At 71.2% G+C, this 21,948-nt stretch carries 22 protein-coding genes; 10 read left to right on the top strand and 12 right to left on the bottom strand.

Features of this window, described 5'->3' with window-relative positions:
- Positions 1-25 precede the first annotated feature (25 nt).
- From MRBLMX7_RS14100 to MRBLMX7_RS14090, 3 genes are all read left to right on the top strand, one after another.
- Positions 26-1,312, top strand: a complete 1,287-nt coding sequence (locus MRBLMX7_RS14100) for a M18 family aminopeptidase (protein ID WP_363369403.1) — start codon at positions 26-28, stop codon at positions 1,310-1,312.
- Between the two features lie 92 nt (positions 1,313-1,404).
- Entirely contained in the window at positions 1,405-2,865 is a 1,461-nt protein-coding gene (locus tag MRBLMX7_RS14095) for a purine-cytosine permease family protein (protein ID WP_363369401.1), read from the top strand.
- Entirely contained in the window at positions 2,862-3,422 is a 561-nt protein-coding gene (locus MRBLMX7_RS14090; RefSeq protein ID WP_363369399.1) for a cysteine hydrolase family protein, read from the top strand. The genes MRBLMX7_RS14095 and MRBLMX7_RS14090 overlap by 4 nt, the downstream gene beginning before the upstream one ends.
- A 131-nt stretch (positions 3,423-3,553) precedes the next feature.
- On the opposite strand, the gene MRBLMX7_RS14085 is transcribed toward MRBLMX7_RS14090, so the two are convergent.
- Complete coding sequence (locus tag MRBLMX7_RS14085; RefSeq protein WP_363369398.1) at positions 3,554-4,264, bottom strand: MBL fold metallo-hydrolase; 711 nt, start codon at positions 4,262-4,264, stop codon at positions 3,554-3,556.
- A 103-nt stretch (positions 4,265-4,367) separates the two neighbouring features.
- On the opposite strand from MRBLMX7_RS14085, the gene MRBLMX7_RS14080 reads away from it, so the two are divergent.
- On the top strand, positions 4,368-4,892 hold the full coding sequence (locus MRBLMX7_RS14080; protein WP_363369396.1) for a TetR/AcrR family transcriptional regulator: 525 nt from the start codon (positions 4,368-4,370) through the stop codon (positions 4,890-4,892).
- 9 nt (positions 4,893-4,901) lie between these two features.
- On the opposite strand, the gene MRBLMX7_RS14075 is transcribed toward MRBLMX7_RS14080, so the two are convergent.
- Positions 4,902-6,641 carry an ABC transporter ATP-binding protein gene (locus MRBLMX7_RS14075; protein WP_363369394.1) on the bottom strand — a complete coding sequence of 580 codons (1,740 nt, stop codon included), beginning with the start codon at positions 6,639-6,641 and terminating at the stop codon, positions 4,902-4,904.
- Entirely contained in the window at positions 6,638-8,230 is a 1,593-nt protein-coding gene (locus tag MRBLMX7_RS14070) for an ABC transporter ATP-binding protein (protein WP_363369393.1), read from the bottom strand. Before MRBLMX7_RS14070 ends, MRBLMX7_RS14075 begins: the two co-directional genes overlap by 4 nt.
- A gap of 289 nt (positions 8,231-8,519) precedes the next feature.
- Between MRBLMX7_RS14070 and MRBLMX7_RS14065 the strand changes: the two genes are divergently transcribed.
- Positions 8,520-9,599: an alpha/beta hydrolase gene (locus MRBLMX7_RS14065; RefSeq protein ID WP_363369392.1), complete on the top strand. Its 1,080-nt coding sequence runs from the start codon at positions 8,520-8,522 to the stop codon at positions 9,597-9,599.
- Positions 9,600-9,640: 41 nt separating this feature from the next.
- On the opposite strand, the gene MRBLMX7_RS14060 is transcribed toward MRBLMX7_RS14065, so the two are convergent.
- From MRBLMX7_RS14060 to MRBLMX7_RS14050, 3 genes are all read right to left on the bottom strand, one after another.
- On the bottom strand, positions 9,641-10,324 hold the full coding sequence (locus tag MRBLMX7_RS14060) for an SGNH/GDSL hydrolase family protein (protein ID WP_363369391.1): 684 nt from the start codon (positions 10,322-10,324) through the stop codon (positions 9,641-9,643).
- 74 nt (positions 10,325-10,398) lie between these two features.
- A complete protein-coding gene (locus MRBLMX7_RS14055) occupies positions 10,399-11,772 on the bottom strand; it encodes a pyridoxal phosphate-dependent decarboxylase family protein (protein WP_363369389.1) in 1,374 nt (457 codons plus the stop codon).
- A gap of 10 nt (positions 11,773-11,782) precedes the next feature.
- Positions 11,783-12,427, bottom strand: coding sequence for a TetR/AcrR family transcriptional regulator (locus MRBLMX7_RS14050; protein WP_363369387.1), 645 nt, complete (start codon positions 12,425-12,427; stop codon positions 11,783-11,785).
- Between the two features lie 80 nt (positions 12,428-12,507).
- On the opposite strand from MRBLMX7_RS14050, the gene MRBLMX7_RS14045 reads away from it, so the two are divergent.
- Both MRBLMX7_RS14045 and MRBLMX7_RS14040 read left to right on the top strand, forming a co-directional pair.
- Positions 12,508-13,545 (top strand): agmatine deiminase family protein, encoded by a 1,038-nt coding sequence (locus tag MRBLMX7_RS14045; RefSeq protein WP_363369385.1) that lies wholly within the window; start codon positions 12,508-12,510, stop codon positions 13,543-13,545.
- A gap of 121 nt (positions 13,546-13,666) precedes the next feature.
- Positions 13,667-15,373, top strand: coding sequence for an amidase (locus MRBLMX7_RS14040; RefSeq protein ID WP_363369383.1), 1,707 nt, complete (start codon positions 13,667-13,669; stop codon positions 15,371-15,373).
- A 16-nt stretch (positions 15,374-15,389) separates the two neighbouring features.
- Here MRBLMX7_RS14040 and MRBLMX7_RS14035 read toward each other — a convergent pair whose 3' ends face one another.
- Complete coding sequence (locus tag MRBLMX7_RS14035) at positions 15,390-16,895, bottom strand: glutamate-cysteine ligase family protein (protein ID WP_050722408.1); 1,506 nt, start codon at positions 16,893-16,895, stop codon at positions 15,390-15,392.
- Positions 16,896-17,027: 132 nt separating this feature from the next.
- Between MRBLMX7_RS14035 and MRBLMX7_RS14030 the strand changes: the two genes are divergently transcribed.
- The 3 genes from MRBLMX7_RS14030 to MRBLMX7_RS14020 are packed head-to-tail and all read left to right on the top strand — an operon-like array spanning position 17,028 to position 17,698.
- Positions 17,028-17,210, top strand: coding sequence for a hypothetical protein (locus tag MRBLMX7_RS14030; protein ID WP_363369381.1), 183 nt, complete (start codon positions 17,028-17,030; stop codon positions 17,208-17,210).
- A gap of 48 nt (positions 17,211-17,258) precedes the next feature.
- On the top strand, positions 17,259-17,495 hold the full coding sequence (locus MRBLMX7_RS14025) for a hypothetical protein (protein WP_363369379.1): 237 nt from the start codon (positions 17,259-17,261) through the stop codon (positions 17,493-17,495).
- Entirely contained in the window at positions 17,492-17,698 is a 207-nt protein-coding gene (locus MRBLMX7_RS14020) for a hypothetical protein (protein WP_363369377.1), read from the top strand. Before MRBLMX7_RS14025 ends, MRBLMX7_RS14020 begins: the two co-directional genes overlap by 4 nt.
- Before the next feature lie 17 nt (positions 17,699-17,715).
- Here MRBLMX7_RS14020 and MRBLMX7_RS14015 read toward each other — a convergent pair whose 3' ends face one another.
- Genes MRBLMX7_RS14015 through MRBLMX7_RS13995 form a run of 5 tightly spaced genes read right to left on the bottom strand, consistent with a single transcriptional unit; the run spans position 17,716 to position 21,935 of the window.
- Positions 17,716-18,708 (bottom strand): BadF/BadG/BcrA/BcrD ATPase family protein, encoded by a 993-nt coding sequence (locus tag MRBLMX7_RS14015; protein ID WP_363369375.1) that lies wholly within the window; start codon positions 18,706-18,708, stop codon positions 17,716-17,718.
- Entirely contained in the window at positions 18,705-19,409 is a 705-nt protein-coding gene (locus MRBLMX7_RS14010; RefSeq protein WP_363369374.1) for an N-acetylmannosamine-6-phosphate 2-epimerase, read from the bottom strand. Before MRBLMX7_RS14010 ends, MRBLMX7_RS14015 begins: the two co-directional genes overlap by 4 nt.
- Entirely contained in the window at positions 19,406-20,110 is a 705-nt protein-coding gene (locus MRBLMX7_RS14005; protein WP_050722403.1) for a GntR family transcriptional regulator, read from the bottom strand. Before MRBLMX7_RS14005 ends, MRBLMX7_RS14010 begins: the two co-directional genes overlap by 4 nt.
- Before the next feature lie 26 nt (positions 20,111-20,136).
- On the bottom strand, positions 20,137-21,027 hold the full coding sequence (locus tag MRBLMX7_RS14000; protein WP_363369372.1) for a carbohydrate ABC transporter permease: 891 nt from the start codon (positions 21,025-21,027) through the stop codon (positions 20,137-20,139).
- Positions 21,024-21,935, bottom strand: coding sequence for a carbohydrate ABC transporter permease (locus MRBLMX7_RS13995; RefSeq protein ID WP_050722401.1), 912 nt, complete (start codon positions 21,933-21,935; stop codon positions 21,024-21,026). The genes MRBLMX7_RS14000 and MRBLMX7_RS13995 overlap by 4 nt, the downstream gene beginning before the upstream one ends.
- Between the last annotated feature and the right edge of the window lie 13 nt (positions 21,936-21,948).

Here is a 21,948-nt window from a genome sequence, read left to right as displayed (position 1 = left end):
AAACACGCCATCAGGAAGGTCGACCATGCCCGTCACCCCGGACGCCATCGCCCACGCCGAGGATCTCGCCGACTTCGTCGCCGCCTCCCCCTCCAGCTACCACGCCGCCGCCGAGACGGCCCGCAGGCTCGAGGACGCCGGATTCGAGCGCCTCCACGAGGAGCAGGCGTGGGAGATCGCCCCCGGAGGCCGCTACGTCGTGGTCCGTGACGGCGCGACGATCGCGTGGACCGTGCCCGCCGACGCGACCGCCACCACCCCGACGAACGTGTTCGGCGCGCACACCGACTCCCCCGGCTTCAAGCTCAAGCCGCAGCCCACCATCGGGTCCCGCGGATGGCTGCAGGCCGCGGTCGAGGTCTACGGCGGCCCGCTGCTGAACTCCTGGCTCGACCGCGAACTGCGTCTCGCGGGTCGTCTGGCCCTCGCCGACGGCCGCGTCGTGCTCGCCGACACCGGCGCCCTGCTGCGCCTCCCCCAGCTCGCGGTGCACCTCGACCGCGGCGTCAACAACAACGGCCTCGCCCTCGACAAGCAGAACGAGACGCAGCCCGTGTGGGGACTCGGCGACGCGAGCGAGGCCGACGTGCTGGCCGAGCTCGCCGGGTCCGCGGGCGTCTCCGCCGACGACATCCGCGGCTACGACGTCGTGATCGCCGACGCCGCGCGCGGCGCGGTGTTCGGCAAGGACGACGCGTTCTTCGCCTCCGGCCGCCTCGACGACCTCGCCTCCGTGCACGCCGGGGTGGTCGCGCTCGAAAAGGCGGGGGCCGCCGACTCCGGTCCGATCGCCGTGCTCGCCGCCTTCGACCACGAGGAGCTCGGCTCGAACTCGCGCTCCGGCGCCGCCGGCCCCTTCCTCGAAGACGTGCTCGGCCGCGTGTACGACGCGCTCGGCGCCGACGCCTCGCAGCGCCGCCAGGCCTTCGCCTCGTCGTGGTGCCTGTCGAGCGACGTCGGCCACTCGGTGCACCCGAACTACGCGCAGAAGCACGACCCCGTCGTGCAGCCGGTGCTCGGATCGGGACCGATCCTCAAGCTCAACGCCAACCAGCGGTATGCGACGGATGCCGTCGGCTCCGCCGCCTGGCGCGGCTGGTGCGACACGGCCGACGTCGTGACGCAGGAGTTCGTGTCGAACAACAACGTGCCCTGCGGGTCGACGATCGGCCCCATCACGGCCACGCGTCTCGGCATCCGCACCGTCGACGTCGGCATCCCGATCCTGTCGATGCACTCGGCACGCGAGCTCGCCGGCGTCACCGACCTGCACGACCTCACGCGCGTGGCGGGAGCCTTCTTCGCCGGCTGACAGACCCGTCTATTTCTGCGGAACGCACCCTTGGGACCCTCCATTCGTGCCGTTCGGCAGAAACAGACGGGCTGGGGTGCCATCATGAGCAGATGACGCAGATCCAGCCGGTGGAGACCCGCGGCGCACTCATCGAGCGCGCGGGCATCGAGATCATCCCCGAGTCCGAGCGCACCGCCCGGCCCCGCGACCTGTTCTGGCCGTGGTTCGCGGCGAACGTGTCGGTGTTCGGCATGTCGTACGGGTCGTTCGTGCTCGGCTTCGGCATCTCGTTCTGGCAGGCAACGATCGTGTCGGTCATCGGCATCGTCGTGTCGTTCCTGCTGTGCGGGCTCATCGCGATCGCCGGAAAGCGCGGTTCGGCGCCGACCATGGTGCTGTCGCGCGCGGCGTTCGGCGTGCACGGGCAGAAGGTCCCGGGAATCGTGTCGTGGCTCACGTCGATCGGCTGGGAGACGTTCCTGGCGATCATGGCCGTCCTCGCCACCGCGACCGTGATCACCCAGCTCGGCGGCGACGGCGACAGCGTCGCGCTGAAGATCATCGCGACCGTGATCGTCGCGGCTCTCATCGTCACCGCCTCCGTGCTCGGCTATCACACGATCATGAAGCTGCAGTCTGTGCTCACCTGGCTCACCGGCGCCGTCACGGTCCTCTACGTGATCCTCGCCGCGCCCAGCATCGACCTCGCCGCCGTCATGGCGCGTCCCGACGGCGGCCCCGGCCAGGTCATCGGTGCGCTCGTCATGGTCATGACCGGCTTCGGGCTCGGGTGGATCAACATCGCCGCCGACTGGTCGCGGTATCAGAAGCGCACGGCCTCCGACGGCGCGATCGTGGCGTGGAACACGATCGGCGGATCGATCGCCCCGGTCCTCCTCGTGGTCTTCGGGCTCCTGCTCGCGGGCTCGAACGACGACCTGTTCGCCGCGGTGCAGGCCGACCCGATCGGCGCCCTCGCGACGCTCCTGCCCGTGTGGGTGCTCGTGCCGTTCCTGCTCACCGCCGTGCTCGCTCTCGTCTCGGGCGCCGTGCTCGGCATCTACTCCTCCGGGCTCACGCTGATCAGTCTCGGCATCCGCATCCCCCGCCCCTCGGCCGCGGCGATCGACGGCGTGATCCTCACGCTCGGCACGATCTTCGTCGTCTTCTTCGCAGGCGACTTCCTCGGGCCGTTCCAGAGCTTCCTCATCACGCTCGGCGTGCCGCTCGCGTCGTGGGCCGGCATCCTCATCGCCGACATCCTGCGCCGCAGGAAGGACTACGACGAGGAGGCGCTGTTCGACAGCCGCGGCCGCTACGGGGCGTGGGACTGGACGTCGATCGGCACCATGGTGGTCACGAGCGTGATCGGCTGGGGGCTCGTGGTCAACAACTTCGCGGCGGATGCTCCGTGGAACAACTGGCAGGGCTACCTGCTGTTCCTGATCGGCGGACGCGAGGGCGACTGGGCCTACGCCAACCTCGGCGTCTTCTTCGCGCTCGTGCTGTCGTTCGTGTTCACCTGGTTCGCGCGGGCCGGGAGGATCCGCCGCCAGGAAGCCGGCGCGTGAGCGCGATCGACGCACGACCCTGGCTGGTCGTGATCGACCCGCAGAACATCTTCGCCTCACCCGATTCGGCGTGGGGGTCGCCGTTCTTCGGCGCGGCGATCGTGCGCATCCGCGAGCTCGCGGCGGCGTTCGGCGACCGCGTGCTCGTCACCCGATGGATGCCGACGGCCGACCGCTCCACGGCCTGGGGCGACTACTTCGCGGAGTGGCCGTTCGCCGACCGTCCCGCTGACGATCCGCTGTTCGACCTCGTTCCCGAGGCGCAGGACCTGTCGCCGCATCCGACCCTCGACCTGCCGACGTTCGGCAAGTGGGGACCCGAGATCGAGGCGGTCGTGGGGCGCGGCGCGCACGTCGTGCTGGCCGGCGTCTCCACCGACTGCTGCGTGCTGTCGACCGCTCTCGCCGCTGCGGATGCCGGGGCCCACGTCACTGTCGCCGCCGACGCCTGCGCGGGGTCGACGGCCGAGAACCATGCCGCCGCCCTGCATGTCATGGGCCTGTATCCGCCGCAGCTGATGGTGGGCGACACGGCGTCGGTGCTCTCGGGGCTCTGACCGGGGCGTCCGTCGTCCCGATCTGCTGACCCGGGCACGATCCGCTGACGGATCTGCCCGATCCATCCGCGAATCGGGACGTCGTCCGCGAATCGGGACGTCGTCCGCGAATCGGGACGTGTGAACCAGCGTCAGCCGGCGGCGCGCACGGCCTGGACGATGTCGGCGGGTGTGCCGTGCCACGGCGCGCCGTGGCCGGGCAGGACCCAGGATGCCGGGACGGCGGCGAGCCGGTCTAGGGAGTCGAGCGCGCGCTCGGGCTCATCGGTGAACGGCGCCGGCTGCGCGCCCTCGCGCCCCGTCAGGACGTGCCGCGTGGTGAGGGCGTCGCCCACGAAGACGGCGTCGACCGCCGGTACGTGGATCGCGACGCTGCCCGGCGAATGCCCCGGCATCCCGATGATCACGGGCGCGCCCGGCAGGTCGAGCACGTCGCCGTCGGCGACCTCGACGACCTCGGCGACGTGTCTCGTGCGCAGCGCGTTCTTGCGGATGCCGTAGGCGAGGAACCCGAGCATCGGGGCGAGACGCGAGGGGCCCATCGGCGTCTTCGGCTTCTCGCCGGTGCGGACGCGGTGCGCGTCGGCGGCGTGGATGAACACCGGCACTCCGGCCTCGGTGCGCAGCCGCTCCGCGAAGCCGATGTGGTCGCTGTCCCCGTGGGTGAGGACGACCCCGCGGATGTCGGAGACGGGTCGGCCGATCTCTGCGAGCTCGCGGTGCAGGTCGTGCCAGTGCCCCGGCATCCCCGCGTCGATCAGCGTGATCCCCTCGGGCAGGTCGATCAGGTACGAGGCGACGATGTCGTTTCCGAGGCGGTGCAGTTGGGGTGCGAGCTTCATGATGGATCCCTTCGGTTGCGAAGGCTACGATACGTAGCTATCATGGCTATTGTCAATAGCCATTGCGACCCGCACAGACGCGACCCGAAACCTGGAGAATCGGATGCCGACACCCGACCGCACCTCGCTCCCCGCCATCGTCGCGGCCGGCCGCGCGATCCTCGAAGAGCACGGCCCCGCCGGCCTCACGATGCAGGCCGTCGCAGCGCGCGTCGGCGTCCGCGCCCCCTCGCTGTACAAGCGCGTGCGCGACCGGGACGCCCTGCTCGCCGCGGTGACCCAGGCCGCGGCCGACGAACTCACCGAACGCCTCGAGCGCACCGACGGCGGGCTCGCTGAGATCGCCGTCGCCTATCGCGGCTTCGCGCACGACCAGCCCGAGGGGTTCCGCCTCCTGTTCACCTCGTCGGCGCCACCCGAGGCCCTCCGGGAGACGGCCCGCCCGGTGCTCCGCGCCTGCGAGACGCTGGTCGGCCCCGACGACGCCCTCGACGCGGCGCGCCTGTTCACCGCGTGGGCGACCGGCTTCCTGCAGATGGAGCTCAGCGGCGCGTTCCGCCTCGGCGGCGACGTCGACGCGGCCTTCGACTACGCGTCGGGCCGCATCATCCGCGCCCTCACGCCCTGAGCGGGGAGTTCACCACCGGGACCATGCCGCCCACAGCTCGGCGTAGGGCCCGGCATCCGCGACGAGCTCCTCGTGCGTCCCGGACTGCACGACACGGCCGTCCTGCATCACCAGGATGCGGTCGGCGACGACCGCCTGGCTCAGCCGATGCGCGATCACGATGCCGGTGCGTCCGTCGATCGCTCCCCGCGAGGCGCCGTCGAGCAGTTCCGAATCGGCCGACCCCGCCTCGGCCGTGGCCTCGTCGAGGATGACCACGGATGCCGCCGACAGTGCGACCCGCACGAGGGCGAGGTGCTGCGCCTGACCGGGGGTCAACGGATGCCCCGACTCGCCGATCACGGTGTCGAGACCCTCGGGCAGCCGGAGGATCCAGTCGGCGCCGAGACGATCGATCGCGGCGCGCATCCGTTCCTCGTCGCCGTCTCCGAACAGGGCGAGGTCGTCGCGGACCGTCCCCGCGAAGACGTGCGGCTCCTGGCTCAGCATCGCGACCGCGTCGCGGAGATCGTGCGGATGCCAGTCCTCGATGCCCCGGTCGTCGTGGCGCACCGTGCCCTCCCCCACGGGCAATGCGCCGGCGAGCACACGGGCGAGCGTGGTCTTGCCCGCACCGCTCGCTCCGACGATCGCGATCGTGTCGCCGGGAGCGGCAGAGAGCGAGACCCCGTCGAGGTCACGCCGATCCGGCGAGTGGCTGAACGACAGCCCCTCCACCTCGATCGCACCGTGTCGCTTCGCCGATGCGACGTCGGCCGGACGCTCGCGCGGCGTCGGGAGCCCGATCACCCCGAACAGGCGCGCGAGGCTGGCTCCGGCATCCTGCAGCTCGTCGATCCGATACAGCAGGGTTCCCATCGGACCGAACAGTCCGAGGAAGTACAGGGCCGCCGCGGTCGCCGCGCCGAGCTCGACGTGACCGCCCGTGACGAGCAGGTACCCGACCACCAGCACCGCCGAAAGGCCGACGAGCTCCGCGCCGTTGAGGAACACGTTGAAGTCGTTGCGCACCTTCGTGGCCCGCACCTCGAGCGCGATCGCCTGCTCGCTGGACTCGGCGATGCGGTCGAGATGCAGTTCCTCCGCGCGCAGGGCGCGGACCGTGTCGACGCCGCGCACCGCCTCGATCGTGCGCTGACCGCGCTCAGCGACCACGACCCGATGCTCGCGGTACACCGGGGCGGAGCGGCGCAGGAACCAGCGCAGCGAGAAGTACTGGGTCGGAGCCGCGGCGAGCGCCGCGAGGGCGAAGCGCCAATCCAGCAGTCCGAGGCCGAGCAGGCTGAGCACGATGCCGAACAGGGCCGTGAGGAAGGCGGGCAGCGCCTCCTCGACGACCTCGCCGACCGCACGGACGTCCCCGGACAGCCGCGCGACGAGATCGCCCGTGCCGGCCGACTCGATGCGCGCCGTCGGCTGGGCGAGCGCGGTGCCGAACGCGGCCTCGCGCACTTCGCGGATCGTGCCCTGACCGAGACGCGCGAGCAGCACCCGGCCGACCCAGGTGAGCGCGGCGCCCGCCGCGAGGGACCCGGCGAGCGCGAGGCCGAAGGGCAGGAGCGCTCCGCCGCCGGCCACGATGTCGTCGACCATGAGGCCGATGACCCACGGGGCGACGAGCGCGGCACCGACACCCGCGCACAGCGCGAGCATCGAGGCGATCGCCAGGCCGCGGCGGTGGCCGAGAGCGGTCAAAAGGCCGCGCGCGGTGTCGCGGCGGGTGGCGATCGGGAGCTTCTCGTCGGTCATGCGCGCGCCTCCCGCAGATCGTGCACCCGGTGACAGGAGGACAGCAGCGACGCGCGGTCGGTGAGCAGCACGATCGTGCGCTCTTCGCTCGCGAGTCCCGCCGCGACCTGCGCCTCGGTGATCGGGTCGATCGCCGTCGTGGGCTCGTGCAGCACGAGAAGCGGCTGCGGCTGGTGCAGCGCGCGGGCGAGCAGGAGGCGCTGGCGCTGACCGCCGGACAGGCGCAGCCCGCGCTCGCCGACCCTCTCGTCGAGCCCCTCAGGCAGACGGCGCAGCACCTCGTCGAACGCGGAGGCCGCGAGATGCGCGGCGTCGATGCGCGGCGCGATGTTCTCGGCCGCCGTGCCGCTGAAGACGGCGGCATCGTGCGGCGGCGCGAAGACGGCCGCACGCAGGGCCGCGTCGCCGAGGTCCGCGGCATCCGTCCCGTGGATCACGAGCTCGCCGGGTTCGGCAGGACGAAGACCCCCGAACAAGCGGGAGAGGTCGACGACGAGCTCGGGATCGGCGCGGATGCCGGTGACCTGACCGGCCGCGAGCTCGATCTCCCGGCCGGCGACGCGTAGGCGAGCGACGATCTCGTTCTCGGGCGCGGTCACGGCGAGCGTCGCGTCGGATGACCCGACGCCGTCCGCGCCCGCACCCGTCTCGGTCGAGAACTCGGCGATGCGTCGCGCCGAGCCGTGCTTCGAGGCGATCGCGGCCGGCAGGTAACCGAGTGACTGCAGGGGCCCGCGGATCGTCTGCGCGAGGCCCATCGCCGTGACGAAGCCGCCGACAGTGATGGCGCCGTCGAGTGCGAGCCATCCGCCGAGCATCGCGATGCCGGTGAACGCGAGTCCGCTCACCAGGAGGTTCAGCGCCGTGAGGCCGGCGGCGGCCTTCTCGGCACGATAGGCGGCCTCGGCCGCGATCGCGCTCTCGGCCACGTAGCGCTCGGTGGCGCGGGATGCTCCGCCCAGCGCCCCCAGCACGCGCAGCCCCGTCGCGAAGTCGGTGCTCACGGCATCGAGGCGCGCCGCCTGCTTCTGCGCCTCATAGCCGCGACGCCGCAGCCCGCCGCTGACGAGGTGCACGAGGAACGCCTGCACGAGCGTGCCGATCACGACGGCGATCGCGAGCGGCCAGGCGATCACGAGCAGCGTCGCACAGGCGACGAGCACCGCGGTCGCGGCGGCCGCCTGTTCGGCGATGACCCAGAAGAACCCGGCGGTCTGCCCGGCATCCGAGGAGGAGATCGTCAGCACCTCGCCCGCAGGGCGGCGGGTGCGCCGATGCAGCGCGAGCCCCAGCACCCCCTGGCGCAGCGCGTGCTCGCCGCGCGCGTAGACGACGGTGCCGGAGCGGTCGCCGAGCTGCCAGGCGCAGATCAGCACCGCGAACACGGCGACGAGGAAGGCGAGCGCCCAACCGAGCGCGACCGGGTCACCCGGGCCGATCGCCCGATCGATCACCACGCCGACCGCGACGGGCACCATGACCTCGGCCAGCTGATGTCCGCAGAAACCCACGACCGACAGAACGGCCCGGACACGGCGTCCACGTCCCCAGAGGCCCTCGGCGAAGACCTCACCGACGGTGGTGGTCATGTCGGATCCGCGTCAGAACGGCGGCGCGCGGGCGCAGGAGTGCAGAGGGACATCGGGGCTCCGGAGAGACGGGGGTGGTGCGGCGCGGATCGGCGCGGAGGCGAGTGCCTCCTCTCACGATAGGCGACCCGGATGTCGCGGAACGGCCGTCTCATGCGTCGTCGACGCCGAACCGGCGGGTTCACCCCTGGCGGTTCAGCCGCAGATCGGGACGGGCTCCGCAGATCGGGGCGTCACCCGCGCACGACGAACCGGAATACTGGCACACTGAGCGCGGAGAGGGGTTTCCATGACCACGAGCGCGCCCGCGGAGCACTCCGCGCCGATGACCGACGACCAGCGTCCCCGGCCCACCCGCCGCGAGCGTCGCTGGCGCCGGACGAAGATCGCGCTCCTCGTGGTGGCCGTCGTGGCCGTGATCGTCGGAATCGTCACGTCGCTGTCGCCCTGGCCGTCGGCGCTCCTCATCCGGGCGGTGTTCGAGAAGGGCGGCGCCGAGACCGCGGCCGAGATGCAGAAGCACGTGCCCGATGTCGAGCTCACCGAGCGCCTCGACGTGGCATACGGGGATGCCGGCGCCGACACGACCATGGATGTCTTCGCCCCGGCATCCGCGTCCGGTCCCCTGCCGACCGTGGTGTGGATCCATGGCGGCGCGTGGATCTCGGGCGAGAAGGAGAACGTCGACCCGTACCTGCGCATCCTCGCAGCCGAGGGCTACACGACCATCGGCGTGAACTACACGATCGGTCCCGAAGGCGTGTACCCGCTCGCCGTGACGCAGCTGAACGAGGCGCTGGCGTACATCGACGAGCACGCCGCCGACCTCGGCGCCGACCCGCAGCAGATCATCCTGGCCGGAGACTCCGCCGGCGGGCAGCTCGCGAGTCAGATGGCGACCCTCGTCACGAACCCGGACTACGCCGACATCCTCGGTGTCGAGCCGTCGATCGAGGCATCGCAGCTCGTCGCCACGATCCTCAACTGCGGGGTGTACGACCTCGCCGCGCTCGCGCGCCTCGACGGGGTCGCCGGATGGGGCTTCAAGTCGGCGATGTGGGCGTACTCGGGGACCAAGACCTGGGCGGAGGACTCGACCGGCGCCACCATGTCGACCATCGACTGGGTCACCGCCGACTTCCCCACGACGTACATCTCGGGCGGCAACGGCGACGGCCTCACGTGGCTGCAGTCGATCCCGATGGCGCAGCGGCTGGACGAGCTCGGCGTCGACGTCACGACGCTGTTCTGGCCCGCGCCGCACGAGCCGTCGCTGCCCCACGAGTACCAGTTCCACCTCGACATGCCCGACGCGCAGACCGCCCTGGAGCGGACTCTCGACTTCCTCGACGCGCATACGACGCGCTGAGAGGAGCTGACGGTTTCGCCGCGCAGCGCGTCGGGACGCCCCTAGAGCGGCGGGTCCAGCTCCTTCAGCGCGGCATCCATCCGCTCTGCCATCTGCGCGTACCCCTCGTCGGAGGGATGCAGTCCATCCGACGCCATCCAGCTGTCCTCCGACCCGGCGTAGTGCCCGTCGAGCCAGCGACTCGCTCCCGGGACCCAATCGGCGTCGATCATCGCGGCGGCGTCCCCGACCCACCCGCTGATGATGTCGACCGATTCGGGGCGGTCCTCGGTGTACCAGAAGGGCTCGACCACGACGAAGCGCGCGTCGGGGAGTGCGTCGTGCAGCCGGGTGAAGTCCTCGACGATGGCCTCTCGGATGCGGTCGGCCCGGTGGGCGTAGCTGAAGTTGTCGTTGAGTCCCATGGTGATGACGACGATGTCGGGATCCTCCGCGATGATCAGCGCGGGCAGGTCGTCCTCGCCGAACGAGCGCCGCTGGTTCACGAAACCGAGCCCGTTCACGCTGGGGTTGAACTCCCGCCATCCCCGCGACGCGCTGATGACGGTCGACCAGCGCTTCGTCTCCTCGCTCGCTCCGGTGCCGAGAGTGTACGAGTCCCCGTAGAAGGCGACCACCGGCCCGTCGCCCGGAGCGGGCGACGCGTCCGGGGCGGGCGACGGACTGCACGCCGTCAGGCCCAGGGCGAGGGCGATCACGGAGGCGAGAGATCGGCGGCGGCGCATGCTGGTCGTTCGTCGCGGAGTCGGGACCGGATGGGGGCGTGCGCGTCAGATCCGTGGATCCGCGCGACCCGCCCTCACTTCATGGTGTCGAGGATGCCGGTGAGCTCCTCGAACGTGGTGAGAGGGTTGAGGATCGCGAAGCGGGTGTTCGGCCGCCCGCGGTGCGAGCTCGGCACCACGAACGCGCGCTGCGAGTCGAGCAGCTCGTCGGACCAGCGGTCGTAGTCGGCGCGCTCCCATCCCTCACGCTCGAACACGACGACCGAGAGCTGCGGGTCACGCACGAGCCGGAGCTCGGGGCGTGCGGCGATCTCGGCCGCGATGCGCTGCGTCAGCGCCAGCGTCGCGCTGACGGCGTCGCGATACGCCTCCACTCCGTAAGTCGCGAGCGAGAACCACAGGGGCAGGCCCCGGGGGCGACGCGTGAGCTGGATCGAGTAGTCGGACGGGCTGTAGTCCCCGGCATCCGTGAGCGTGTCGAGGTACTCGGCGTGCTGCGTGTGCGCGCGACGCCCGGCTTCGGGGTCGCGATAGATCAGTGCGCAGCAGTCGAACGGCGCGAACAGCCACTTGTGCGGATCGACGATCACCGAGTCGGCGCGCTCCACACCCGAGAACACCGGGCGGGCTTCGGGCGCGAGCATCGCGGTGAGACCGTACGCGCCGTCGATGTGCAGCCAGAAGTCGAAGTCGTCCTTGAGCGCCGCGATGCCTCGGATGTCGTCGACGATGCCGAAGTTCGTCGATCCACCGGTCGCCACCACCGCGCAGATCTCGTCGCCGTGCTCCTCGAGCGCCGCGCGCACGGCGTCCGCCCGCAGCACTCCGTCGTCGCCCGCGGGCACGAGCAGCACGTCGGCGTCCATGACCTTCGCGGCCGACTTGTTCGAGGAGTGCGCCTCGACGCTGCAGAGGATCTTCCAGCGGGCGGGCGGCTCGACGCCGCGCTCGGCGAGTCGTGCCTTCGCCGACTCCCGCGCGGCCACGAGGGCCGACAGGTTGCCGATCGTGCCGCCCTGCACGAAGACGCCGCCGGCGGTGTCGGGCAGCCCGAACTCGGAGGCGAGGAACGACAGCACCTCGTTCTCGGCGTGTACCGCGCCCGCACCCTCGAGCCAGCTGCCGCCGTAGAGCCCGGAGGCCGAGACGACGAGGTCGAAGGCGATCGACGCGATCGTCGGCGCCGTGGGGATGAACGACAGGTAGGACGGGTGGCTCGTCGTGAGGCACGCCGGCGCGAGGATGTGCTCGAACACGCTGAGGGCGCGCTGCGCTCCGAGTCCCCGGTCGGTGATCGTCGTGCCGACGAGGCGGTTCAGCTCGGCCGGCGTCTGCGGTTTGTCGAGCGGGACGTCTGCGGCCAGCATCCGTCGTCGCGAGTAGTCGAGCACGGCGTCGACGATCGCGGTGGACTCCGGTGATGCCGCGTGCATGCGGTCTGCTCCCATGAGCGGTTTCCTAACTCTCGGCCGCGGCGACCGCGAGCGGGTTGTCGTCGGCCGGCGCGTCGAGCACGGCGGCCAGGGTGCGGCGGGCGAGGGCCGCGCGATCGTGCGGCGCCCATCCCACGAGGGAGTGCGCGCTCATGCCGTCGACCATCGCGAGCAGCATCCACGCGGATGAGGCGGGGTCGGCCCGCAGGCGCGGATCCTCGACGACGGCGCGCGCGATGAGGTCCTCCAGCGCGCTCTGCCAGCCGTCCATCTCGGAGCGCACGCGGGCGGCGAGCGTCTCGTTGCGCACGCCGAGCGCCCAGGACTGCGCCCACACCATCGCGACGTCGTCGCGCGCATCGTCGAGCAGCGTCTCGATGAGCCGCAGCAGGTTGGTGCGCAGGTCGAGTGCGGGGTCGTAGGAGGCGATGACCTCGTCGCGCTCGGCCGACACGATCGACGTGAAGACCTCGGCGACGAAGGAGTCCATGACGGGTCGGTAGTGCGCGACGAGCGCGGGCGTGACCCCCACGCGAGCGGCGATGGCGCGCACGGTCAACGCCTCGAGGCCGCTCTCGGAGGCGAGGCCGATGGCGCCGTGGACGATCGACCGCTCCCGCTCCTCCGGGGGAAGCCGTCGCGGTGCCGCGGGTCTTGACGTGCTGGTCATCACGGGCTACCGTAGCACTCGTTGATCGCATGTTCAATAGCGTCGCTGCGGAGCCGCAGAGACAGCGAGGAGACGAGCACATGGCCTGGCACATGCCCGCCGAGACCGCGCCGCACGAGCGGACGTGGATGGCGTTCCCCGCCGAGGGGGTGACGCTCGGCGAGAGCGCCTCCGAGCGCGAGGAGGGCTATGCGACCTGGACGGCGGTCGCGCACGCGGTGGCCGAGTTCGAGCCCGTCACGATGCTCGTCGATCCCTCCGAGATCGACCGTGCACGACGGATGCTGGGCGGCGGCGTCGAGATCGTCGAGGCCCCGGTCGACGAGTTCTGGATGCGCGACTCCGGCCCCACGTTCGTGGTCGACGACGAGCGACCCGGGGTGCTGGGCGCGGTCGACTGGATCTTCAACGGGTGGGGCGCCCCCGCGTGGGCGCAGTGGCGCAAGGCGGCCGAGCATGCCCGCATCATCGCCGGCGCGGTCGGCGCCGAGCTCGTCAGCTCGACGCTGGTGAACGAGGGCGGCGGCATCCACGTCGACGGCGAAGGCACCGTGCTGCTCACCGAGACCGTGCAGCTCGACCCCCGACGCAACCCCTACGCCGACCGACAGCGCGTCGAGGCCGAGATGGCGAGGACGATCGGGGCGACGAAGGCCGTGTGGCTGCCGCGCGGCCTCACCCGCGACTACGACGAATTCGGCACGAACGGGCACGTCGACATCGTCGCGACACTCACCTCTCCCGGGCATCTGCTGCTGCACGCGCAGCGCGACCCGGATCACCCCGACCACGAGGTCACCCGCGCACTGCGCGCACACCTGTCGGAGCAGACGGATGCCGCGGGTCGGCGCTTCGAGATCACCGACCTGCCGGCCCCCGCGACGCTGCGCGACGACGAGGGCTTCGTGGACTGGAGCTACGTCAACCACCTCGTGACCAACGACGGCGTCGTGGCGTGCGGCTTCGGAGACGAGAAGGCGGATGCCGCGGCGCGCGCGATCCTGTCGGACGCCTACCCCGGGCGCCGCGTCGTCACGGTCGACGCCCGTCCCCTGTTCGACCGCGGCGGCGGCATCCACTGCATCACGCAGCAGCAGCCCCGCGTGTCTGGTCGTTGAGCGAGCGCAGCCCCGGTCGTTGAGCGAGCGCAGCCCCGGTCGTTGAGCGAGCGCAGCCCCGGTCGTTGAGCGAGCGCAGCGAGACGAAACGCCCCCACCCCACCTCGAGGAGCCAGCCCCGATGAACGTCCACGAAGCATCCATCGCCGACCTCCGCCATGCGCTCAAGACGGGCGCGGCGACGTCCGTCGATCTCGTCGACGCGTACCTGGCTCGCATCGCGGCCTACGACGCCCCCGGCACCGCGACCGCGCTCAACGCGGTGGTCGTCGCGAACCCCGAGGCACGTGCCGAGGCCGAGGCGTCCGACGCACGGCGGGCGCGCGGCGAGACCCGAGGGCCGCTCGACGGCATCCCATACACCGCGAAGGACAGCTACCTCGTGCGCGGCCTCACCGCGGCATCCGGCAGTCCGGCCTTCGCCGAGCTCGTCGCGCAGCGCGACGCCTTCACGATCGAGCGCCTTCGCGCGGGCGGGGCGATCTGCCTGGGCCTGACGAACATGCCGCCCATGGCGAACGGCGGCATGCAGCGCGGCGTCTACGGCCGCGCCGAGAGCCCGTACAACGGCGAGTTCCTCACGGCTCCATTCGCCTCGGGCTCCTCGAACGGGTCGGGCACCGCGACGGCGGCGAGCTTCGCGGCGTTCGGGCTCGGCGAGGAGACCTGGTCGAGCGGCCGGGGCCCCGCGACGAACAACGCCCTGTGCGCCTACACTCCCTCGCGCGGCGTGATCTCGACGCGCGGCAACTGGCCCCTCGTGCCGACCATGGACGTCGTGGTGCCGCACGCCCGCACCATGGCAGATCTGCTCGAGGTGCTCGACGTGATCGTGGCCGACGACGCCGAGACCCGCGGCGACTTCTGGCGCGCGCAGCCCTGGGTCGAGATCCCCGCACCGTCGTCGGTTCGGCCGGAGTCGTATCGCGCGCTCGCGGATGCCGCGACGCTCGCGGGCGCTCGCATCGGCATCCCGCGCATGTACATCAATGCCGACCCGGATGCCGGAACCGCCGCCGACCCCGGCATCGGCGGCCCCACGGGGCAGCGCATCGACACCCGCGCCTCGGTGATCGCGCGCTGGGACGCAGCCCGTCGCGACCTCGAGGCAGCGGGGGCGACCGTCGTCGAGGTCGACTTCCCCGTGGTGTCGAACTACGAGGGCGATCGCCCCGGTGCCCCGACCATCGCGACCCGCGGGCTCGTGTCGCCGGCATACCTGCACCGCGAGATCGTCGACCTGTCAGCGTGGGGCTGGGAGGACTTCCTGCAGGCGAACGGAGACCCGCACCTGTCGACGCTCGCCGACGTCGACGGTGCGACGATCTTCCCGCACCCGGAGGGAGCGCTGCCCGATCGCTACACCGGCTTCGACGACGACATCGCCGAGTACCCCGACTGGGTGCGCGCGAACCCGGGCGTCGGGATCACCGACATGCCGGAGCTGCCCGCGGGGCTGCGCGGACTCGAGGAGACCCGCCGCGTCGACCTGGAGGAGTGGATGGACGGCCTCGGCCTCGACGCCGTCGTGTTCCCCGCGGTCGCCGACGTGGGCCCGGCCGACATGGATGTGAACGAGGCGTCGGCCGACCTCGGCTGGCGCAACGGCACCTGGATCGCCAACGGCAACCTCACGGTACGCCACCTCGGCATCCCGACCGTGACCGTGCCGATGGGGCTCATGGCCGACATCGGGATGCCGATCGGCCTGACCTTCGCAGGACGCGCCTACGACGACACGCGGCTGCTGCGACTCGCGGCCGCGTTCGAGGCGTCCGGCGACCCCGGCGAGCGCCGCACTCCCCCGCCGCGCACCCCCGCACTGTAGAAGGCTGCAGCAGCAGTCAGTGCGTCCAGGTGTGCACGGGCTCGCCGGCCTGCATCCGTTCGAGGTAGTCCCCGAGCATGCCGTGCAGCGCGTCGGACCGTGACGCGCCGGAGCGCTCGCGAGCCGCCACGTTCTCGCGCTGCCAGACGGCGCCGTTGCGGCCGGTGACGCACCGCTGCTCGATGATGCCGAGATAGCGATCGCGAACCTCGGGGGCGACGCCGAACGCGTCCAGCCCCTCGGCCGCCGCGGGGAGCAGCCGCCGCAACACGAGCTCTCGCGCGCCGATCCAGCCGACCTCCGGCCAGTACAGCCGCGAGTCGATGCCACCCCGCGCCGCCGCCTGCAGGTTCTCGGCGGCGGCGTCGAAGGTCATCTGCGTCCAGATCGGACGGTCGGCCTCGGCCATGCTGCGCACGAGTCCGTAGTAGAACGCGGCATCAGCCATCACGTCGACGACGCTCGGCCCGCCCGGCAGCACCCGGTTCTCGAGGCGCAGGTGCGCGGTCCCGTCGCCGGCGTCGTAGATCGGACGGTTCCAGCGGTAGACCGTGCCGTTGTGCATCCGCAGCTCGGAGAGCTCGGGCGCACGCCCCTCGTCGAGCGCCTCGAAGGGGTCCTCGTCCGAGCACACCGGCAGCAGGGCGGAGAAGTACCGCGAGTTCTCCTCGAAGAGGTCGAAGATCGACGTGACCCAGCGCTCGCCGAACCACACACGCGGTCGGACGCCCTGGTTCTTGAGCTCTTGCGGACGGATATCGGTGGCCTGCTCGAACATCGGGATCCGGGTCTCGTGCCACAGCGCCTTGCCCGCGAAGAACGGGGAGTTCGCGGCGAGCGCGACCTGCGGGCCCGCGATCGCCTGGGCCGCGTTCCAGTACGAGGCGAAGGACTCGGGGGCGACCTGGAGGTGCAGCTGCACCGAGGTGCAGGCCGCCTCGGGCAGGATCGTGTCGCAGACCATCGCGAGTCGGTCGCCGGGGCGATCGTCGCTCAGGGGGACCCCGTCGATCTGCAGCTCGATGTCCTCTCCGCGGGCCGCGAGGATCTGCTGTCCGAGAAGGCTGTAGCGAGGATCGGCCGAGAACCAGCGCTCGGTGAAGTGCGTCTCGTCGAGCGTCGGGAGCATCCCGATCATCGCCAGGCCGCTGCCGGTCGACCGCGCCCGCTGGTCGGCGACGTCGAGCGCGCCGCGCAGCACGTCCTCGAGCTCCCGGAGATGATCGTCGCCGATCGGCCGCGGCGCCACGTTGACCTCGACGTTGAAGCGGGCGAGCTCGGTCTGGAACGCCGGCGATGCGATCGCGTCGAGCACGGCCTCGTTGCTGCGGGCCGGCGCGCCCTGCTCATCGACCAGGTTCAGCTCGATCTCCATGCCGAGCTGCGACTCCGGAGCGTCCACGGGAGCGAACCGCCCGTCCGCCAGCATGGACGCCAGGGCGTCGAGGCACCGTTCGGTCTTCGCGCGGAACTGCGTACGGTCCTGGCGCGTGAACGTCCGCGCCTCGATGCTGTCGCCCATACGCCGACGGTATCCATCGCACGGCTCCCCGTCGAGCAAGGGCACCCATATCTCGGATGTCCCTCCGATCCCCCGCACGTTGAGCGAGCGCAGCGCGACGAAACGGGGCGACCCGAGCGCTACGCTGGCCGCATGGGCACCGGCGCGATCTCGTTCCTGCTGTTCTTCCCCGCCTTCGTCGTGCTCGTAATGATCACGGCAGGTCTGCTCCGTCTGGTGGTCGGACTCGTGATCGAGACGGTGACCAGCGAGAACAGACAGCGCCGGATTCGCACGTACGTGCGCAAACACCATCGCGAGAACTGGCCGTTGTGACCGCCAACGCGGCGAGGCAAAACGAGCGATCAGGTCTACGCTGAGCGCATGGACAACGGCTCCCTGTTGGTCGCCCTCTTCGGGTTTCCGTTCTGGGCGGGCATCGTCCTGGCGGGCCTGCTGTTGATCCTGATCGTCCCGATCGGCGTCCACCTGGTGATCCGCATCGTGATCGACGCGCTGCTCGCGCATCGGGGAGATCCCGCGCGGCGCCTGAGCGCATACGAGCGCGCGCATTCTCGCGATCGACGGATGCTCCACGCGAGGGCAGAGCACGAACAATGATCGAATTCGCCCTGACGGTCGTGTTCTGGGCGCTCGTGCTTCTCGGCGCGGCGACGACGGTGGTCTGGATCGCGGTGGCCGTGATCCTCGGTGTCGTCGAGACCCGCCGCGCACAGCGCGACGGGCCCGCCACGGAGTCGTCCGAGCGAGAGGATCCTCTCTCGGTCTTCTCGGAGGCGAGCTCGCTCACCCCAGGTCACTGAGCGAGGGCAGCGCTGACCTACAGCTCTACCGCGCGGACCATCGCGCCGAACCGCGCCGCATCGACGTCGAGCAGCCGCGCGACGCCGTCGAGCGGCATCCCCTCCGGTGCGACCCGCATCGCACCCGGCAGCAGGGACGCCAGTACCGGCTCCCATCCCGGCCGCAGCAGGTCGTCGGCGGCGCCGAGGCGTCCGAGGAGCACCCACGGCACGGCCCCATCGAGTCCGGAGCGGACGGCTCCGGCGACCACGACACCGGCGATATGCGCACCGGCCTCCCACCAGATGCTCGTCGCGACGGCATCCCCCGCGCGTGCGAGCTCGGCGACGTCCTTCGCGAACGAGGCGACGAGCGCCACGGGACTCTCATCGGCGGCGACCACTCCGGGGAACCCCGCGACCGGGCCGAACCGGGACTCCAGCCGTTCGAGCAGCGCGGGCGATGCGTGCGGGCGGCCGTCGGAGGCGCTGATCGCCGAGATGAGCCCACGTCGTCCGATCCACCAGCCGGCGCCCTCGTCGCCGATCATCCCGCCGACCCCGTCGACCCGGGCGGCTCCCGCGGGCCCCAGACCGAGACCGACCATGCCGGTCCCCGCCGCGACCACGACGCCATGCGCCTCACCCCGCGCGCCGAGGTACGCGGTCACCGCATCGTCGGCGACGACGGTGCGGCGCACGCCGTGGTCACGGTGCAGCGCCTCCGCGATGCCGTCGATCGGCGGCACCCGGCCGTGCACCCCGGTGCTCCCCACCGCGACGGCGTCGACGTGCGCCACCTCGAGGCGTTGCGTCGCCTCCCCGACGATCGCAGGGATAGCGCCGAGCAGGTCGGCGCCGTACACGAACCCGCGCGTCTCGATCTCGCGGGCGGCTCCGCGGGCGGCCTCGCCCACGGCGTCGCGGGCATCCCCTCGTGCGTCGCCCGCCGCCAGAACGCGGATGCGGGCCTGCGTCTGCCCGATGTCGATCGCCAGACCGACAGCGCCCGCCTCCGCCGCTCGCATCATGCCTCGGTGATCGCGTCGACGAACCACGAGGTGATCGAGGAGGGATGCGTGATCGCGGTACCGACGACGACCGAGTACGCCCCGGCGTCCAGCGCCGCCCTCGCCTCGGTCGGAGTGCGGATGCGTCCCTCGGCGAAGACGGGAACCGTGAGTCGCGACGCGAGGATCTCGACCAGCTCGAGATCCGGCCCGTCGGAGACCGGGCGCTCCCCTGTGTACCCCGAGAGGGTCGTCCCGACGATGTCGGCGCCGGCGTCCTCGGCGGCGAGCGCGTCGTCGACGCTGCCGGTGTCGGCCATCACCAGAAGCCCCGTCGCGGCCTTGAGGCGTGCGATCGTCTCGGCGAGCGTCAGCCCGTCGGGTCGCGGACGGCGCGTGCCGTCGATCGCGACGATGTCGGCCCCGGCCTCGGCGACCGCGAGCGCATGGTCGAGCGTGGGCGTGATGAAGACGCCCTCGTTCCCGACCTTCCACAGCCCGATCTGCGGCACGTCCACGACCTGGGCGATCGCGCGGATGTCGTCGAGACCCTGGGAGCGGATGCCGACCGCGCCGCCGGTCACGGCGGACTGCGCGATGCGCGCCATCGACTCCGGGTGCCGCAACGGCTCCCCCGGGTACGCCTGGCACGACACGACGAGCCCGCCGCGCAAGGCGCGAAAGCGCGCCGGCAGCGAGACGTCCACGTGCGCGGAGGTCACTTGTCGTCCCTCGTGACCGCGAGCTGGAAGGTGTAACGGTCGCCCCGGTAGATCGTGCGGGCGAACTCCACGAGCTGCCCGCGCCGCGAGGAGCTGACACGCGTGACCGCGAGCGCCGCGTCGCCGGGCGCCACCTCGAGCAGCTCGCCCTCCTGCTCCGTGAGTGTGATGGCCTTGATCTCCTGCTCGGCGCGGTACACGTCGTGCCCGGCCCCCCGGAGCTGCTCGTACAGAGAGGCGCCGAGGTTCAACGACTCGATCGCGAGCACGGCCAGCGGCACGTACACGTCCTCGATCGCGATGGGCACGTCGTCGGCGAGACGCAGACGGCGGATGTGCGTGGTCGCCGCTTTCGCCGGGAGGCCCAGCGCGGCCGCGACGGCATCCGGGGCATCCACCCTGGCGAGCTCGAGCACCCGCGACGACGGCACCGAGCCCCGACTGATCATGTCCTCGGTGAAGGAGGTGAGCTTCGGGGTCTTCGAGAAGATGTCGGCGGAGCCGACGTACGTGCCCGAACCGTGCACGTTGTACACGCGCCCTTCGTCGACGAGGGTCGCGATCGCCTTGCGCACCGTCATCCGGCTCACGCCGTGGATCGCCATGAGTTCGCGCTCGGAGGCGAGCGCATCGTGCGGCGACATCGACTGCGCGATCGACTCCCGGATGCTGGCTGCGACCTCTTCGTACTTGTGCGGCATGGTCCGTCCCTCCTGAACTGCCCGTTTCATTCCTTGACCGCACCCGAGGACAGCCCACTCACAAGGTATCGCTGGGCGAAGACCGCGAAGAGCAGCGGCGGCAGGGTCGACAGCACGGATGCCGCCGAGATGTCGCCCCAGCGGATGCCGGTGCTGGTGATGAAGTTCGCCGCACCCAGCGTGACCGGCGTGGCGTTCGAGGTCGACAGCACCAGCGCGAACAGGTAGTCGTTCCAGCTGAAGATGAACACGAGCACCGCGACCGCGACGACGGTCGGGGCGAGGAGCGGCATGACGATCGACCCGAGGGTGCGGTAGATGCTCGCGCCGTCGACGGCCGCCGCCTCCTCGATCTCCTGCGGGATGTCGCCGATCGCGGACGACAGCAGGATGATCGCGAGCGGCAGGTTGAGGAAGGCGTTCGCCGCGATGAGTCCCTGGATGGTGTCCTGGAGCCCCAGCGAGGAGAACAGCAGGAAGAACGGCACGACGAAGAAGATCGCGGGCAGCAGTCGCAGACCCGAGGCGCTGCTGATGATCCACCGGCCGCCGAAGCCGAGCCGCACGATCGCGTACGTGGCGGGGATCGCGATCACCAGCACGACGACGACCGTTCCGACCGCGATCAGGGCGGAGTTCAGGAAGAAGCGCGGGAAGTCGTATCCCGACGCGTAGAGGACGTTCGCGTAGTGGTCGAGCGTGGGCGAGGCGGGCAGCGCGAGCGGGTTCTTCGCGATCTCGCCGTCGGGCTTGAAGCTGACCAGCGCCGCGTTCAGCAGCGGCACGTTCACGATCAGAGCCACGACGCCGGCGAGCAGCGTGAACAGCCAGCGACGGCCGGACGTCGTGGGGCGGGGGTCGGATGCCGCGGAGCGTGCGCGGCTCTTCGCGGGGCGGGCGAGCGTCTCGGTGGTCATCGCTTCCCCTCCATTCCGGTCGAGGTGATGCGTCGCACGATGAACGGCACGAACGGGAGCAGGCACACGAGCACGACGAGGGCTGCCGCGGCGGCCTTGCCGAAGTCGCCGGCCTCGAACGCCGTCTTGTAGATGTAGATGCTGAGCGTCGTGGTGGTGGTCCCGGGACCGCCCGCGGTGAGGACGTAGATGACGTCGAAGGTGCGGATCGCGTCGATCGCGCGGAGGAAGAACGCGGCGAAGAGCACCGGCTTCAGCACCGGCACGACGACCGAGAACAGCGAGCGGAAGTAGCCGGCGCCGTCCATGGCGGAGGCTTCGAGCAGCTCCTTCGGCAGCGACTGGAGCCCCGCGTAGATGATGAGGAACGTGAACGGCGTCCACTGCAGCACGTCGAGCACCACGAGCAGCGGCACGACCGAGTCGGGCGAGAAGAGCGAGACGCTGAGCCCGATGCTCTCGAGCAGGGTCGGGAGGGCTCCGATGTCGCCGTTCAGGAGCAGCCGGAACATGACGCCGAGCAGCGCCGGCGCGATCATGATCGGCAGGAGGAGCAGGGTGAAGAAGAGCTTCTTGCCGGGGAACGCGCGGTTCATCAGCAGTGCGAGCGCGAAGCCGAGCACCATCTCGATCGCCACGACGATCGCCGAGAACCCGACCGTGAAGCCGGCGGCCTTGGCGAAGCCGTCGCTGCGGAACAGCGAGACGAAGTTGTCGATGCCGTTCAGCTCGTTCGACTGGTCGAGCAGCGTGCTGCTCTGGAACGCGGTGAGCGCTCCGGTGGCCAGAGGATACAGGACGAAGACCGCCGCGAAGAGGATCAGCGGCAGGCTGAGGACGGTCGCGGCGACGGTGCGCCGGCGGCGCTCCACCGCGATCGACCTCGCACGTTCGGCGGTATGGCTCATGACGTCACTTCGA

The sequence above is a fragment of the Microbacterium sp. LMX7-1.2 genome (genome assembly GCF_040675935.1).
Lineage (GTDB): Bacteria > Actinomycetota > Actinomycetes > Actinomycetales > Microbacteriaceae > Microbacterium.
Note: the sequence above shows the minus strand (reverse complement) of the source record. Positions and strands in the feature narration are given on the sequence as shown.